The organism is Vibrio sp. 10N.261.54.A5 (genome assembly GCF_041471145.1).
GTDB classification, from domain to species: Bacteria; Pseudomonadota; Gammaproteobacteria; order Enterobacterales; family Vibrionaceae; genus Vibrio; species Vibrio crassostreae_C.
Genome location: NZ_JBFRNU010000019.1, coordinates 97,386 through 113,613, shown reverse-complemented (window position 1 = coordinate 113,613; position 16,228 = coordinate 97,386). Strand labels below are relative to the sequence as shown.

At 44.4% G+C, this 16,228-nt stretch carries 11 protein-coding genes; 5 read left to right on the top strand and 6 right to left on the bottom strand.

Annotation, left to right across the window (positions count from 1 at the left end; genetic code table 11):
• Positions 1-21: 21 nt before the first annotated feature.
• Positions 22-966, bottom strand: a complete 945-nt coding sequence (gene rluC / locus AB4329_RS05545; RefSeq protein ID WP_017054981.1) for a 23S rRNA pseudouridine(955/2504/2580) synthase RluC — start codon at positions 964-966, stop codon at positions 22-24.
• 618 nt (positions 967-1,584) lie between these two features.
• Here rluC and rne point away from each other — a divergent pair.
• Together rne and AB4329_RS05535 are read left to right on the top strand one after the other, a co-directional pair.
• Positions 1,585-4,722, top strand: coding sequence for a ribonuclease E (gene rne, locus AB4329_RS05540; protein WP_372137787.1), 3,138 nt, complete (start codon positions 1,585-1,587; stop codon positions 4,720-4,722).
• 258 nt (positions 4,723-4,980) lie between these two features.
• On the top strand, positions 4,981-6,528 hold the full coding sequence (locus AB4329_RS05535) for a SulP family inorganic anion transporter (protein ID WP_019823563.1): 1,548 nt from the start codon (positions 4,981-4,983) through the stop codon (positions 6,526-6,528).
• A gap of 116 nt (positions 6,529-6,644) precedes the next feature.
• On the opposite strand, the gene AB4329_RS05530 is transcribed toward AB4329_RS05535, so the two are convergent.
• Positions 6,645-7,094, bottom strand: a complete 450-nt coding sequence (locus AB4329_RS05530; protein ID WP_017067202.1) for a low molecular weight protein-tyrosine-phosphatase — start codon at positions 7,092-7,094, stop codon at positions 6,645-6,647.
• A gap of 84 nt (positions 7,095-7,178) precedes the next feature.
• On the opposite strand from AB4329_RS05530, the gene cobO reads away from it, so the two are divergent.
• Complete coding sequence (cobO, locus tag AB4329_RS05525) at positions 7,179-7,784, top strand: cob(I)yrinic acid a,c-diamide adenosyltransferase (RefSeq protein WP_048610567.1); 606 nt, start codon at positions 7,179-7,181, stop codon at positions 7,782-7,784.
• Between the two features lie 219 nt (positions 7,785-8,003).
• On the opposite strand, the gene AB4329_RS05520 is transcribed toward cobO, so the two are convergent.
• The 3 genes from AB4329_RS05520 to apbC all read right to left on the bottom strand — a co-directional run bounded on the left by AB4329_RS05520 (position 8,004) and on the right by apbC (position 12,212).
• Complete coding sequence (locus AB4329_RS05520; protein WP_372137786.1) at positions 8,004-10,130, bottom strand: AsmA family protein; 2,127 nt, start codon at positions 10,128-10,130, stop codon at positions 8,004-8,006.
• Positions 10,131-10,236: 106 nt separating this feature from the next.
• Positions 10,237-10,878, bottom strand: a complete 642-nt coding sequence (udk, locus tag AB4329_RS05515; RefSeq protein ID WP_004734002.1) for a uridine kinase — start codon at positions 10,876-10,878, stop codon at positions 10,237-10,239.
• A gap of 257 nt (positions 10,879-11,135) precedes the next feature.
• Complete coding sequence (gene apbC, locus AB4329_RS05510) at positions 11,136-12,212, bottom strand: iron-sulfur cluster carrier protein ApbC (RefSeq protein WP_048613198.1); 1,077 nt, start codon at positions 12,210-12,212, stop codon at positions 11,136-11,138.
• 157 nt (positions 12,213-12,369) lie between these two features.
• Between apbC and metG the strand changes: the two genes are divergently transcribed.
• Both metG and AB4329_RS05500 read left to right on the top strand, forming a co-directional pair.
• Positions 12,370-14,430: a methionine--tRNA ligase gene (gene metG, locus AB4329_RS05505; RefSeq protein ID WP_017062160.1), complete on the top strand. Its 2,061-nt coding sequence runs from the start codon at positions 12,370-12,372 to the stop codon at positions 14,428-14,430.
• Positions 14,431-14,652: 222 nt separating this feature from the next.
• Positions 14,653-15,132 (top strand): DUF1456 family protein, encoded by a 480-nt coding sequence (locus tag AB4329_RS05500; protein WP_010437231.1) that lies wholly within the window; start codon positions 14,653-14,655, stop codon positions 15,130-15,132.
• A gap of 169 nt (positions 15,133-15,301) precedes the next feature.
• Here the strand turns inward: AB4329_RS05500 and fadR are convergent, their stop codons facing one another.
• The gene (gene fadR, locus AB4329_RS05495; protein ID WP_248336903.1) at positions 15,302-16,141 is read right to left on the bottom strand and encodes a fatty acid metabolism transcriptional regulator FadR; all 840 of its coding nucleotides are present in this window, start codon (positions 16,139-16,141) and stop codon (positions 15,302-15,304) included.
• Between the last annotated feature and the right edge of the window lie 87 nt (positions 16,142-16,228).

The following is a 16,228-nucleotide window of genomic DNA, read 5'->3' as shown; positions in this document are numbered from 1 at the left end:
TATCTCGTATCTCGTATCTTCTTAGAGCTTACGTAAACCAGTTAGGGCTTTCTCTAGCCTTCTTTCCATTGGCGCCGAGATATCCATCTTCTCTTCACTACCTGGGTGTGTGAACTTGATGTTTGCTGCATGTAGGAACAGACGATCAAGGCCAACCTTACCCGTGTAAGCGTCAAAACGACGATCACCGTAGCGATCATCCCAAGCAATTGGGTGACCAGTATACTGAGCGTGCACACGAATTTGGTGTGTACGCCCTGTAATTGGGCTAGCTTGAATCAACGTCGCCTCTTGGAATTTCTCTAAAACCTTAAAGCGGGTTTCAGAAGCTTTACCATTCGGGTTCACTCGAACAATGCTATTCACTTCGTTTTTTAACAAAGGTGCGTTGACGACTTTGCAGCTGTTCTTCCATTCGCCCATCACTAAAGCGAAGTAGTATTTTTGAACCGTTTTTTCACGGAACTGTGCTTGAAGGTGTCTTAGCGCCGAGCGCTTCTTAGCAACAAGCAAAATGCCAGACGTATCTCTATCGATACGGTGCACTAATTCAAGAAAACGAGCATCAGGGCGAAGCGCACGTAATGCTTCAATCGCGCCAAACTTTAATCCGCTACCACCATGAACAGCAGTGCCAGACGGTTTGTTAAGAATTAGCATGTGATCATCTTCATAAATGATGCACTGTTCTAATTCTGAAACCTTGTTGAGTTTCGTGCTCGGCACGTTCTCTTCGGTTTTCTCTTCAATCGTGACTGGCGGGATACGAACTAAATCACCAGCTTTTAGTTTGTACTCTGCCTTGATGCGTTTTTTATTTACGCGGACTTCGCCTTTACGCACGATTCGGTAAATCATGCTTTTCGGGATGTTTTTTAATTGGTTGCGTAAGAAGTTATCAATACGCTGACCAGCCATATCTTCGTCAATGTCGACGAATTGGACTTGGGTTCTAATTTCGCTCATTGCGCTATTGTATCACTGTCACTTTTGATAATTGAGATTTTCTTAGCCCTATTCCGAACTTATTTATCCCTAATCTTTACCGATCTATCCAAAAATGGTCATTGAAGTTCTATATTTCTTTGATTCTTCGAACAAAAAAGCACCAAGATTCCTGCAAATTAAAATATCAATTGATAAATTATTTATAGACAGTGAGTTAGAGCTATCAAAACCCAAACAAAAACTGTTTTTTTTACAGCATTCCGACAAAGCAGATTGCTGTGTTTACCGACCACTGCTATAGTTCACAGCTGCTATCAGTGGTTTGACTATTATTTAAACAGCTAACCATTCATAAGCAAGTAAATGAGTAGATAACTCAGATTAGACAGTGCTGCAATCGGCGTAAGACACGGTCAACTGAGTTCCTTATCGCTCTACTCACGTACACTCATGTTGAGTATTCACCGCCACATCGCGGATCATAGGCTAACTCCCTATGATGACTGACGTGCCCCAGAGCATCCCTCTCCAGCCGGGAGGCTGCACCGATAAAGCCATGGGATCTGGCACCATGAGAAACGAAATAAAGCGATAAGAACAATGATGAAAATAAGAAAAGACAATGAGAATTTCTAAATGAAAAGAATGTTAATTAACGCAACTCAAAAAGAAGAGTTGCGTGTCGCTTTGGTTGATGGCCAGCGACTGTTCGATCTAGATATCGAAAGTCCAGGTCACGAGTCAAAGAAAGCGAATATCTACAAAGGACGTATTACCCGTATTGAACCAAGCCTAGAAGCGGCATTCGTTGATTACGGCGCAGAACGTCACGGTTTCCTCCCTCTTAAAGAAATTGCCCGCGAATACTTCCCTGAAGGTTATACATACCAAGGCCGTCCTAGCATTAAAGAAGTGCTAAAAGAAGGCCAAGAAGTAATCGTACAAGTAGAGAAAGAAGAACGTGGTAGCAAAGGTGCTGCACTGACAACTTTCATCTCTTTAGCTGGTAGTTACTTAGTTCTTATGCCTAATAACCCTCGTGCTGGCGGTATTTCTCGTCGTATCGAAGGTGATGAACGCACTCAACTGAAAGCAGCATTAAGTACTCTTGAGCTTCCTCAAGGTATGGGCTTAATCGTGCGTACAGCGGGTGTTGGCAAAAGTGCAGAAGAGCTAGAGTGGGACCTGAATGTTCTATTGAACCATTGGGGCGCTATCAAGCAAGCTTCTGATTCAAACGCAGCTCCTTTCCTAATTCACCAAGAGAGTAACGTTATTGTTCGCGCAATTCGTGACTACCTACGTCGTGATATTGGCGAGATTCTAATCGACAGCAATACTATTTTTGAACGTGCACAAGCGCACATTCAATTAATACGCCCAGATTTCATGAATCGCGTTAAGAAATACGATGGTGAAGTGCCACTATTCAGCCATTACCAGATTGAAAGCCAGATCGAATCTGCTTTCCAACGTGAAGTTCGTCTTCCATCTGGTGGTTCTATCGTAATCGACCCAACAGAAGCACTGACTTCTATCGATATCAACTCTGCTCGTGCAACAAAGGGCGGCGATATTGAAGAAACAGCACTTAACACTAACCTAGAAGCTGCCGATGAAATTGCACGTCAATTACGTCTACGTGACCTAGGTGGTCTTGTTGTAATCGACTTTATCGATATGACTCCGGTTCGCCACCAACGCGAAGTAGAAAGCCGTCTACGTGATGCCGTTCGTTTAGATCGCGCACGTGTTCAGATTGGTCGTATTTCTCGCTTTGGTCTTCTAGAGATGTCTCGTCAACGTTTGAGCCCATCACTAGCAGAAGCAAGCCACCACATTTGTCCTCGTTGTACAGGTACTGGTGTTGTTCGTGATAACGAATCTCTAGCACTTTCTGTTCTACGTTTGATTGAAGAAGAAGCTCTAAAAGACAACACAGCACAAGTACTTGCTGTTGTACCTGTTCCAATCGCTTCTTACCTTCTGAACGAAAAACGTCGTTCAGTAAACCACATCGAGAAGAATCAAGAAGTTAAGATCACTGTTGTTCCTAACTCAGACATGGAAACGCCGCATTTTGAGGTTATCCGTGTTCGTGAAGGTGAAGAGTTCGATCTACTGTCTTACTTGCTGCCTAACAAGCTAGAAGCTCTAAAAGAAGCGGAAAGCAAAGAGCCAGCTGAACAGACTATTCGTCCTAAGAAGATCGAAGAACCTGCTCTGAAAGGCTTTGCAGCTCCTGCTCAATCAGCACCAACTCCTGCTCCAGCACCTAAAGCTGTTGAAGAGAAGAAAGCTGAACCAGCAGCGACTCAAGAACCAGGCCTAATTGGTCGTTTCTTCAAAGCTATCGGTAGCTTCTTATTTGGCTCTTCAACTCAAGAAGAGAAAAAAGAAGAAGAGAAGAAAGAAGAAGAGAAACCTAAAAACAATCGCAACAACGGCAACCGTCAACGCCGTGATCGTAACGATAACCGTCGTCGTAACCAACGTGGTGAGCGTAACGACCGTGGTGAACGTGGCGACAATCGTAACGAAAACCGTGACAACAAACGCCGTCGTAAGCCAGCTCGTGATGAGAAGCCTGAAGAGCAAAAAGAAGCAGCTCCACAGCAAACTCGTCAGCCTCGTAAGCCTAAGCAAGACCGTCGCAACAAGCCACGTGATGAGCAGAAGCAACGCGAAGAGCAAGCACCATCTAAATTAGCAGAAGAAGGTCTACAGCTAGCAGCAGAAGCACAAGCTGGTAAACCGGAAGCGCCTAAGGCTAAACCTGAAGCAAAAGCAGCTAAGATTAAAGAGCGTCGTCAGCGTCGTAAACTGAACAAGCAAGTTCGTGTTAAAGACCAACAAGCTCAAGCTGAAGATAACGCTTCAAAAGAACAGGTTGTTGCTAAAGAACAATCAGTAGCTCAAGAGCAAAAAGTTGCGGAACAAGTAGAAGCAACTCAAGCGAATGCAGAGCAAACTGAACAGGAAGAGCCGAAACAACGTCGTAACCGTCGTTCTCCACGTCACCTACGTGCAAGTGGTCAACGTCGTCGTCGCGGTCGTGATCGTCGCCCTAACCCATTCCGCCTACGTAAAGGTGGTGTAGCTTCTCCAGAGATGGCTATGGGTAAAGTGATGCCTCGCTTCATTCCAAAACCTCACCACAAGCAGGCAAAACCTGAAGTGGCTGAAGTTCAAGTAGCAGCTGAAGCGCAAACATCTGTTCAAGAGCAGAATGTTGCTCTAGAGACGGCACCACAAAGCAATGTAGCAATGGCTGGCGGCTTCGCATGTCCAGAGCTTGCAATGGGTAAAGTGATTATCCGTCGCGAAGAAGCTGCTGTTGAAGCTCAAGTAGCTGAGACTCCTACTGTAGTTGAAGCTCCTGCTGTCGTTGAAGAAGCACCAGTGGTCGTTGAAACTGCGAAAGTTGAAGCTCCAGTGATTGCAGAAGCGACGAAAGTTGAAGCGCCTGTTGTAGCAGAAGCTGTGCAAGCAGAAGCAACACCAGTTGTTGAAGCTGAAGCGCCTAAAGCTGAAAGTGCAAAAGTTGAAGAAGCACCTGTTGTAAAAACAGAAGCTCCTAAAGCGGCACCAAAGGCAGCAGTTGCTAAGAAGCAAGCCGGCTCACCAATGACTAAAGCTCCTGGTCCTCAAGAGATCAAAGAGATTGAAGTGATTGCAGCTCCGTTCCGCACTGAACGTTTTGTATCGAAAGGTGCAGGCAGTCAGGCAGCGTCGAACAAAGCTGGCGCGGCGATGACTAAGCCAAACTACTAGTGATTACTGATAGATAATCGCAAGTAAATAGAATCAAAGGCTGCTTATTAAAGCAGCCTTTTTCATATCTACTAATCGAATAAAAATTAACAGATATATTACTCAAAGTTAGGTTCAACCTTGAACTTAATCACATTTTTGGGTAGCATTCGCGCACTTATCTTTTCGACACTTCGCTATTGCCGCTCTTTTCCATCACTGTTTGGCTACGCAATACACCCGTGTCGGTAAATCCATCTTAAGCATAGCTGAGCAAACATGTTCGAATTCCCTCAATTTTCAAAGCACTCTGTAAAGAATGACGTGCTTTCAGGTCTAACAGTAGCCCTAGCTCTGGTACCTGAAGCTGTAGCATTCGCCTTTGTTGCTGGCGTTGACCCAATGGTTGGTCTTTACGCAGCATTCATCGTAGGTTTAATCACTTCTGTCTTTGGCGGCCGTCCAGGTATGATTTCTGGTGCAACTGGCGCAATGGCCGTTGTAATGGTGAGCCTAGTGGCAACCCATGGTGTTCAATACCTATTCGCAGCCGTTATGCTGGCTGGCCTTCTGCAAATTGCAGCAGGTGTATTTAAACTAGGTAAATTTATCCGTATCGTTCCACACCCTGTAATGATTGGTTTCGTGAACGGTTTGGCTATTGTTATCTTCCTAGCTCAGCTTGGTCAATTTAAAGCACCAGACGTAACAGGTGCGTTGACTTGGTTACCAAGCGGTCAAATGACACTAATGCTAGGTCTAGTAGCCCTTACAATGGCTATCATCCACTTCCTACCTAAGCTAACAACAGCAGTACCATCTTCATTGGTTGCTATTGTTACAGTAACAGCTTTGGTTGTGGGTCTTGACCTTGAAACTCGCACTGTTGTCGACTTCCTACGTACAATGTCTGGTGACGAAGCTGCTACACTAGCGGGCTCTCTACCAACATTCTCAATTCCTGCTGTTCCGTTTTCTTTAGAGACACTACAGATCATCCTGCCTTACGCAATTATCCTTGCGGCTATCGGCCTGATTGAATCTCTGCTGACACTGACAGTACTAGACGAAATGACAAACACTCGTGGTCAATCTAACCGTGAATGTGTTGGTCAAGGTATGGCTAACGTAACGTGTTCTGTATTCGGTGCGATGGGTGGTTGTGCGATGATCGGTCAATCGATGATCAACGTAAACTCAGGTGGTCGTGGTCGTCTTTCAGGTATCGTAGCCGCAGTTGCACTACTGATGTTCATCCTGTTCGGTTCTGCACTGATTGAAATGATTCCTCTAGCAGCACTTGTGGGCGTAATGTTCATGGTTGTTATCGGCACATTTGAATGGGCAACCTTCAAGCTTGCGCGTCGCGTTCCTAAGCAAGACTTCTTCGTTATCGTTCTTGTTACCGTAGTAACCGTACTGACTGACCTTGCTGTAGCGGTAGGTGTTGGTGTTGTAGCTTCAGCGCTAATGTTTGCTTGGCAACATGCTAAACACATCTACGCAGATACATCAGTAAACGCTGAAGGCTCAAAAGAGTACAAAGTTAACGGTCCAATCTTCTTTGGTTCGACAGCTAACTTCCTAGAGTTGTTTGACGCTTACAACGATCCACAAGATGTAATCGTTGATTTCGCAAACTCACGCGTGACTGACCACTCTGCAATTGAAGCGATCGACACGATTGCTGACCGTTACGCGGCGCTAGGTAAAACACTTCACCTTCGCCACCTAAGCCAAGACTGTGTTGCTATGCTGCACAAGGCAGGTAGCTTAGTTGAAGCGAACGTTGCAGAAGACCCAATCTACAAAGTAATGTCTAAGTAACCTTAGCTGTGGTTTTAAGTTAGATTTAGAGAGGTCGACATTCAATGTCGGCCTTTTTTATACCTATCACGGTCAGCCCTTACGCCGATCACCAAACGACGAACATTGCTCCTACACTACATCGAACGCAGTATCGCTTCGCTAGACTCTTCGATTAAATCCAACACCAATTCAAAACCATTTCCCTCACCATAATACGGATCGGGGATCTCTTGATATTGTGACTCTCCAAAGCTCAAAAATAATGCGAGCTTGTATTGGAGGTGAACTGGGCATTGGCTCATTAAGTCGTCTAAATTCGCCCTATCTGCCGCGAGTATCAGGTCAAATTCTTCGAAATCATTATCTACCACTTTACGAGAAGTAATCCCCTTAAAGCTGTAGCCTCGCTTCTCTCCTGCAGATTTGGATCGCGAGTCTGGCGGGTTGCCTTGATGAAAACCAATCGTCCCAGCAGAGTCGACCACAACGTCAATATCCAGCTGTTGCGCTTTCTTCCTTAGCACCGCTTCACCTGTTGGCGAACGGCAAATATTTCCCATACAAACTACGAGTATCTTTTTCATCCCTAATCACCTGTTCTTCCGATGGTTTTTGCTATCGTTAAGTTAGGCTATGATAGGCGCAATCACAACTTAAAAGGATTTGTTATGTCGACTGAAGACAACAAAGAACAACGCCACAAAGCAAGACAACAGAAAGTAAAAGAACAAGTCGATGCTCGTGTCGCTGCAGCACAAGAAGTAAAAGGCCTATTGTTGGTCATCACGGGTAACGGTAAAGGTAAATCAACATCCGGTTTTGGTACGATTACACGTGCAGTCGGTCATGGTAAGAAGTGTGCCGTCGCTCAGTTTGTAAAAGGAACATGGGATAACGGCGAAAAGAACGTTCTTCAAAAGCTCGATGTAGAGTTCCAAGTGATGGGTACTGGCTTTACTTGGGAAACTCAAAACAAGGCTCAAGATATCGAAGCCGCACAGCGCGTGTGGAAAGAGTGTCAGCGTATGCTAGCCGATGAGTCGATTGATGTAATTCTGTTTGATGAGCTAACTTACATGGTGAGTTACGGTTACATTGAACTGGATGAAGTGGTAGAAGCTCTGAATAACCGTCCGAAAATGCAGTCCGTGATCATTACTGGCCGTGGAGCACACCGCACTTTAACGGACATGGCCGATACCGTGTCTGAAGTTCGTAACGTTAAACACGCTTTCGAGTCTGGTGTAAAAGCGCTTCAAGGCGTGGATTGGTAATAGCATTCAACCAGAGATCCCCGACTCGGTCATTCTTCCCTCTCGAGGATGACGACCACTAGACTATCACGCCCTAAAAAAGGACGAGTAGCTATCGTCATTCCTTAGAGCAAAGGACGAGTGTCATGGGGAATCTCTCTAAAGTATTATAAGCATCCAAACAAAAGCGCCATTCCTACAGTAGGAATGGCGCTTCTTTTATATACGAGTTAAAAACGTTTAGTTAAAGAAACCTTTCAATAAACCATCAACGGCTTCTTTAGTTTTCTCGTCTTTGATCTTATCCGTTAGCTTGTTCACACCACGGTCAATTTCTTTCTGCGCTTTCTGCTTCAACACATCATCAAAAACAAGTGCAAATTTCGGGGCTGCCCACTGACCAGTTACCTTAATTGGGATAGTCACATCTTTCAGGTCGTCGATACTCTTACCACCCTGACCTTCAAGTGAACCCACAATTGATGTACGTACAAGGAAATCGACCGTTTCATTGATGAAGTTTGCTTTACCTTGACCAGTAACGCGCAGTAGTGGTGATTGTGCCGACAAATCGTTCGTTGAAACCCAACCTTTATCCACTTTCAGCGTCGCTTTCATTGCACTGAAGTCCGTTTTTTGAGCTTCATTTGTGCTTTCAACTTTTTCGCCTTTGATCTTAGCGTAGTTTTCTCGAATCAGTTGAGCTACGTTGATGCCGTTAACTGCACCATCTTCAAAGTTAATCGCGATAGTACCGACAAGGTTCTTCTTGATTCCTGTTGGAGTTAAGCTCTTACCTTTCACGTTGACATCAATATTACCGGTACCTTCCAGCATATCGTTATCTGCAACATCAACCAGTAACGGTTGTACTTTCACGCCTTTGATTTTCTTCTTAGCCGTGTAAGTCGCCGGTGTTTTACGAGCGTCTAGCTTAGCCGTAGCTGAAATAGAACCTTGGTAAAGGTTCGAGGTGAATGAGGTTAGCTCTGCGATACCACGGTTAACCGAAAATGCCGTTTTAACATTCTGCATCTTCGCGTTGTTCGCCTTGAACTTATCAATCGTAATGTCACCTTTCACGTCTAACGTTTTCAGAGCCGACAGATCAGGTTCCACTTCTTTAGCTGGAGTTGAACTACCTGAGTTTGACGTTGAGCCACCAGCAGAATCTGAAGGCGCGGTGCTCGTAGTTTCTGTTGATTTGCCTAAGCTTAGGAATTCATCTAAATCAATATTCGGGCTATGAAGAGAGAAACGAACCTTTGGTATTTCAGATAGGGTTACGTCTGCTTTACCGTCTAATGCAATAGCGTTAGCTTGTAGCTTCTCTAACACAAAGCTCAGGTGGCTCTTGTTCAGATCGAAGCTTAAGTCAGACAGCATGTCGACTTTCATTGGAGACTGAGGAAGCGTGTCGCCTTTGAATGTTGAGTCTAACGTTAATTTGTTCAGCGTTACTTTTGAAATCGCGCTATCAACCGTAAGTTCACCGCCACCTTTAAGATCAAGGTCAAGGCCAGCCGCATTACCGATTACGGCGTAAGTCAGTTGGTTTACCTTATCGAACTCAAACGTATTCAAGCCAATTTTTGCTGACTCAATCGACGTCGCTGGATCATTGAACTTAGCGTTTAAGTCGATATTACGAAGTGCGTAACTAGCGAAGCCTTCCGCTAATTTGAATTCTGCGCTACCTTCCGCAGAGAACTTCTGTTGATTGTTTTCACCAGAAGCCGCAAACGTCGCGGTTGTCCATGTATCAACGGCAAACTCAGAAAGATTCAAAGACACATCGTATAGCTTAGTGAATGAACCCGCCTGCTTGTCGTCCATTTCAAACAATGCATTTGATACAGTTACGCCTGCAAGGTTGATCGTCCAACCCGATGCGTCAGAGGTAGTTTGCTCTTGAGGGGCAGGCGCTGATTCAGAACTTGTGCCTGCTGCAGGCTCAGATTCTTGAGGCGCTGACGCTTGCGTTAGTGCATCAATGTTCTTGCGACCATCTTTAAGCGTTTCTAAATAAAATTCTGCACCATCTAGAGTAATGTTGCCGATCTCTAGTTGGTTACTAAATAGCGGAGTAACCGAAACATCAACGCCAACGGTATCAACCTTGAATAGGTTTGGTTGGGTGAACCCTTCAGGATTACGTAATTCAGTTTGACCAAGTTCAAAGCCAATGGATGGGAAGAATTGCCAGCTGATATCACCCTCAATCACGAGCTCTAGGCCTGTGTGTTTTTGGGCTTGTTCGACAATTAATGGCTTAAATTGGTTGGGATTCACTAACAGCACTAGTGCCAGAATTGCTGCAATTACAACAAACACTGGTACAGCTATGAAAATGAGTAGTTTCTTCATCCGCATATTCCTTGCTTAGATTCCAAAAGAAAGTGGCACTATAAAAGTGCCACTGATTCGGTAAAAAATAAAGCTAAGTGAGTCACTTAGGCAAAATTTTATTCGATTAAGACTTCAACAACTTCGCAATGTGCGCTTTTAGCACATCAATCGCAATACGGTTTTTACCACCACGAGGAACGATGATGTCTGCATGTTGTTTTGAAGGCTCGATAAACTGCATGAACATTGGACGTACTGTTTCTTGATATTGCTTAAGTACAGTGTCCATTGTACGACCACGCTCTTCTACATCACGCTTAACACGGCGTAGTAGACAGATGTCTAATGGTGTATCCATAAACACACTTGCGTGCATTAGTTTACGAAGACGCGGGTCTGTTAGAAGCAGAATACCCTCTAAAATGATCACTTTCTTTGGAGTAAGTGTAGTCGTTTCAGAAGTACGTGTGTGCTCTGTGTAGCTGTATTCAGGAACTTCTACGGCGTTGCCACTCATTAGCTGCTGTAGATGTTCACATAAAAGATCATGATCTAGTGCATTTGGGTGATCGTAGTTAGTTTTAACACGCTCTTCCATACTCAAGTGGCTTTGGTCGCTGTAATAGCAATCTTCCGTGATAACACCAATTTGATGGTCGCCTACTTTTTCGCGCAATTCATTATAAATTGTACTAGCAATCAGACTTTTTCCTGAAGCTGAAGCGCCAGCGATACCTACGATGACACATTGATTATTATCAGACATTAATTTTGCACCCGATATGGTTTGGTGGTGGGAAGAGATAAACCGCCTGATTATAGGGGCTAAACAACATAGATTCTAGTCGCCATTTTAGCTAATTGCAGTCAAATTGATGATATCAATGGATTTAATGAATACAATCGTTTGCTTTCAAATAACTTGCCTACAACTATTTGCACAACCCCATTGGCTATCAGCCTAAATCCGACCGTTGTTTATCTAATCCAACATGATTTACACGACATTAAGAGTGGCCAGCTTTATTCAACCAAAGAAAAGTTAATCGCCTCTGGTCTCGCCTTGCCCGTCCAAAACATCTTCGCAGCCACATTCTCAGCAAGCTCTAAGTAGTGACGTGTATGTTCACTGTCTGGACGACGAATCACCGTAGGGCAACCTGCGTCGATGTCTTCTCGCACATCAATATGAAGAGGGATCTGTGCCAAAATATCAAGGTAAAACTCTTCTGACATGGCTTCTGCACCACCAGCACCAAAGATATGCTCTTTCTCACCACAGTGACTACAAATATGATAGCTCATGTTTTCAACTAAACCTGCCACTGGCACGCTTACCTTATCGAACATAGCTACGCCTTTACGCGCATCTGCTAGTGCCAAATCTTGAGGAGTGGTCACCACTACTGCGCCCGTCACAGGGATCTGTTGCGACAACGTCAGCTGAATATCACCGGTGCCCGGTGGCATGTCGATAACAAGGTAATCCAACTCTGGCCATACAGTTTCATTAACTAGCTGCCCCAAAGCTTTCGCTGCCATAGGGCCACGCCAGATTGCCGCATCATCTTTCGACACAAGATAGCCAATAGAGTGAGTGAAAATGCCATGTGCCTCGATGGGCATCATCCATTTGTTGTTCTGTACTTCTGGTTTCGCGTCTAGTTGGCCGAGCATCATAGGCACTGATGGGCCGTAGATATCCGCATCCAATAAACCCACTTTTGAACCAGACTTAGATAACGCGAGCGCAAGGTTTACTGAAGTCGTTGATTTACCCACCCCACCCTTTGCCGACGTCACAGCGATAATATTTTTAACACCCTTCAATGGCGTCGCGACTGTGGTTTCCAGCGCAGACGGCTTCACTTTTACTTCAAACTGAAAAGCGCTAACAAGCTGTTGTTCAATCTGAGAGTGGATCCACTGTTCCAATTCAACCGCAAGCTGATTTGCAGCAAAAGGTAAGGTGATAACAAATGATCCACGCGGATCAACCGATACAATATTTTGGTGTAGCGCCCACTCTGGGATGAGGATTGGTGACTCGAACTCATTCAACCATGAACAGAAATCTTGCTTAGAAGTAAAGTTACGCATTGGGGCTCCTTTTTTTATTTATGCTATCACCCACGAGATGAAGACTGAACCCCTAAAAAACTAGGGGAATCCTTTGTCTGATACCTTGGCGTATCACACGTTATAAAGTAGTATTACCTCTCAAATTTATACCTATCAAAAAAGCGAATTATTAAGTATGGCAACTGATCCAAGACAACTTTTGGTAACTTGTGCGCTTCCGTACGCTAACGGCTCTATTCACCTTGGCCATATGCTTGAGCATATCCAAGCTGATATCTGGGTTCGATACCAGCGTCTACGTGGCAACACTGTAAACTTCATCTGTGCTGACGATGCTCACGGCACGCCAATTATGCTTAAAGCTCAACAGATGGGTATCACGCCAGAAGAGATGATCGCTGCTGTTAGTGAAGAGCACCAAAAAGACTTCGCTGGCTTTGATATCAGCTTTGATAACTACCACAGCACACACAGCGAAGAGAACCGTGAACTGGCTTCTCACATCTACCTAGAACTTAAAAAGAACGGCTTCATTTCTAGCCGTACTATTTCTCAGCTTTTCGACCCTGAGAAAGAGATGTTCCTACCAGACCGCTTCGTAAAAGGTACTTGCCCTAAGTGTAAGTCAGAAGACCAGTACGGTGATAACTGTGATAACTGTGGTGAGACATACAGCCCAACTGAGCTAATTAACCCTAAATCAGCGGTTTCTGGCGCAACTCCAGTAATGAAAGACTCTGAGCACTTCTTCTTCGACCTACCACAGTTCGAAAGCATGCTTAAAGAGTGGACTCGTTCTGGCTCTCTACAGAATGAAACTGCAAACAAAATGCAGGAATGGTTTGAGTCTGGTCTGCAACAGTGGGATATCTCACGTGATGCACCTTACTTTGGCTTTGAAATCCCAGGCGAAAAAGACAAGTTCTTCTACGTATGGCTAGACGCACCTGTTGGCTACATGGCTTCTTTCAAGAACCTATGTGACAAGCGTGACGATCTAAACTTCGATGAATACTGGAAGAAAGACAGCACAACAGAGCTTTACCACTTCATCGGTAAAGACATCGTTTACTTCCACAGCCTATTCTGGCCAGCAATGCTAGACGGCGCAGGCTTCCGTAAGCCAAACAACGTATTCGTACACGGCTATGTAACAGTGAACGGTGCGAAGATGTCTAAGTCGAAAGGCACATTCATCAAAGCAAGCACGTACCTAAACCACCTAGACCCTGAGTGTCTACGTTACTACTACGCTGCGAAACTAAACAGCCGCATCGATGACTTAGATCTTAACCTTGAAGACTTCACTCAACGTGTAAACGCTGACGTAGTAAACAAGATTGTTAACCTAGCTTCTCGTAACGCTGGCTTCATTACTAAGCGTTTTGAAGGCAAGCTAGCTGCTGAATTTGCAGAACCTGAGCTATACAACGAATTCGTTGCTGCTGCTGAGCGTATCGGTGAGCTATACGAAACTCGTGAATTCAGCCGTGCTATCCGTGAAATCACGGCACTAGCGGATAAAGCTAACCAGTACATCGACGAAAAAGCACCTTGGGTTCTTGCAAAAGAAGAAGGCAAAGAAGCTGAGCTTCAACAAGTTTCTTCTGTAGGTATTAACCTATTCCGCGTACTGATGGCTTACCTGAAACCAGTGATGCCAGAGCTTGCAGCTCGCACTGAAGCTTTCCTAAACGAAGAGCTAACGTGGGAAGCGATTGCTACTCCGCTAACTGATCACGAGATCACTAAGTTCAAAGCGCTATTCAACCGTATTGATCCTAAGAAAGTGGAAGCAATGGTTGAGTCTTCTAAAGAAGATGCAGCCGCTGAAGCAGCAGCGAAAGAAAAAGCAGAAGCTGAAAAAGAGCAAGCAAGCCAAACTGAGCTAGACAAAGAGCCAATCGCAGACGAGATTGAGTTCGATGCCTTTGCTGCAGTAGACATGCGTATTGCTCGTATCATCTCTTGTGAAGAAGTACCAAAAGCGAACAAACTACTGAAGTTCCAACTGGACATCGGTGGTGAGACTCGCCAAGTATTCTCTGGTATCAAATCAGCATACAAACCTGAAGAGCTAGAAGGCAAACTAACTGTAATGGTAGCCAACCTAAAACCTCGTAAGATGAAGTTTGGTATGTCTGAAGGCATGATCCTAGCAGCAGGCCCTGGCGGCAGCGACCTATGGATCCTTGAGCCACACGAAGGTGCTCAACCTGGTATGCGTGTAATGTAATTCTGACTCCAGTCAGATAACAAGCACCCATCACAAAATCCCTAATGCATTTTTTGACTTGAAAGAGTGAATCAGCATTGGGGATTTTTTATATCTACCGAAAATTAGCGTTCTCTGTTAGAGTCGCCGTCAACTATGCTATGTAGAGTAGAAATTGGTTCGTCGACAAAAATAGGCTAAACCAACGCCTCTTTACTCTAAAACCCTTTTTAGGAATCCCCAGTGACTAACAACGAAATCTTGCGTCGTATTCAACACGCACTAAACCTTAAAAATGCACAAATCATCAAAGCTATCGAACAAGCTGATGTGACCGTTGCTCATGACCAAGTGATTAACTGGCTAAAAGACGACAACGACAAGTCATGCTCTAAGATGAAAGATAAAGAGTTAGCGGTATTCCTAAATGGTTTCATCAACCTTAAGCGTGGCAAAAAAGAAGGTGAGCAACCTAAACCTGAAGTTGCACTGACGAACAACATGATCTTCATGAAGCTTCGTATCGCATTAAACATGAAAGCAGAAGATGTTTTGGACGTACTAGAAGTGGTTGGCATTAGCTTGAGCAAGTACGAAATCGGCGCTTACTTCCGCAAGCCAGAAAACAAAAACTACAAAGTGTGTGAAGACCAACTACTTTGCGATTTTCTAAACGGCGTGCAATTTACCAACCGCCCAGATTCAGAAGAGTTTGCGGGTTAAGTTGCTACTCCTTGATAAATTACTCGTCATAGGTAAGTAACTGACCCACGGATAATTTTCTAGTAACGACAGATAAATAAAAAGCGGCGAGATAATTGAATTATCTCGCCGCTTTTTCGTTTTCTTTGCGTCACTGACTAAACAAGAGCAAAAATAGTAAACCTATAGCTTAGCTGTCGTCTTCAGTGAAGTTCGTTGGCAATGTCGTTTTCATTTCATTCCAAACTTGTGCACTTGCGATACCGTAGTTACGAATCACTATTGGCAACGTTTCTCGCTCGCCACTCTCACAGATAATGAACAACTCTTTATAAAAGTCCATCGCTAAACGTCGTGCTTCTGGGTTAGAGAAGTAGTAGCTACCGATACGGTCATACAATTTACGCACACCGTTAAAGATCAGGCCATAAATCTGGTTGCCAGAGTGGAATGCCAAACGTTGGAAAAGCATGTAATCATAGAAGTTGAAAGTCTTCGCGATTAAGATCGTCTGACGTTTCGCTTCATCTTTTTCTGAATCTTCTTTTACCGCTTGTTTGATCTTGTCAGCGTATGGCGACGATTCTAGGAACTCATCCCAAGTTGGTGCCGCAAGTAGCGCTTCACAAGATTCAATCACGTTACTGATAGTACGCTCTGAAGCTTCTTTGTTTGCTTTGAATGCATAACGCATAAAGATCGGGCTGATATTAGTACGAGCAGCAAGCAGGTCTTCTACCATTTTGCTTGCGTTATCAACGTCCAACGTCATTAGCGTATCAAGGATATGAAGACCTGAGGTTTCCATAAACTGATTAACTTTAGTGGGTTTGCCGTGTTGGATTGTCAACCAACCATCACGAGCAAGACGTTGTAGTACTTCACGAAGCGTAGTACGTGTAACACCAATCAGCTCAGAAAGCTCACGCTCTGCGGGCAAGATAGAACCTGGAGGGAAACGGCCATTCCAAATACTTTCAATGATATACTTCTCTGCAAATCCTGCCGGGCTCTTCGCCTTAATGACCATCTACACTTCAATCCAATTTAATTATTCTGTTCTAATTTACTCATCATACCACTAGTTCACACCTAGCGGAAACACCCTCAAAAATTT

Coding starts and splice junctions, on each gene's coding strand:
- metG (WP_017062160.1), top strand. CDS start 12,370: ATGGCAACTGATCCAAGACAACTTTTGGTAACTTGTGCGCTTCCGTAC.
- AB4329_RS05530 (WP_017067202.1), bottom strand. CDS start 7,094: ATGAAAAAGATACTCGTAGTTTGTATGGGAAATATTTGCCGTTCGCCA.
- apbC (WP_048613198.1), bottom strand. CDS start 12,212: ATGCGTAACTTTACTTCTAAGCAAGATTTCTGTTCATGGTTGAATGAG.
- rne (WP_372137787.1), top strand. CDS start 1,585: ATGAAAAGAATGTTAATTAACGCAACTCAAAAAGAAGAGTTGCGTGTC.
- AB4329_RS05520 (WP_372137786.1), bottom strand. CDS start 10,130: ATGAAGAAACTACTCATTTTCATAGCTGTACCAGTGTTTGTTGTAATT.
- udk (WP_004734002.1), bottom strand. CDS start 10,878: ATGTCTGATAATAATCAATGTGTCATCGTAGGTATCGCTGGCGCTTCA.
- fadR (WP_248336903.1), bottom strand. CDS start 16,141: ATGGTCATTAAGGCGAAGAGCCCGGCAGGATTTGCAGAGAAGTATATC.
- AB4329_RS05535 (WP_019823563.1), top strand. CDS start 4,981: ATGTTCGAATTCCCTCAATTTTCAAAGCACTCTGTAAAGAATGACGTG.
- rluC (WP_017054981.1), bottom strand. CDS start 966: ATGAGCGAAATTAGAACCCAAGTCCAATTCGTCGACATTGACGAAGAT.
- cobO (WP_048610567.1), top strand. CDS start 7,179: ATGTCGACTGAAGACAACAAAGAACAACGCCACAAAGCAAGACAACAG.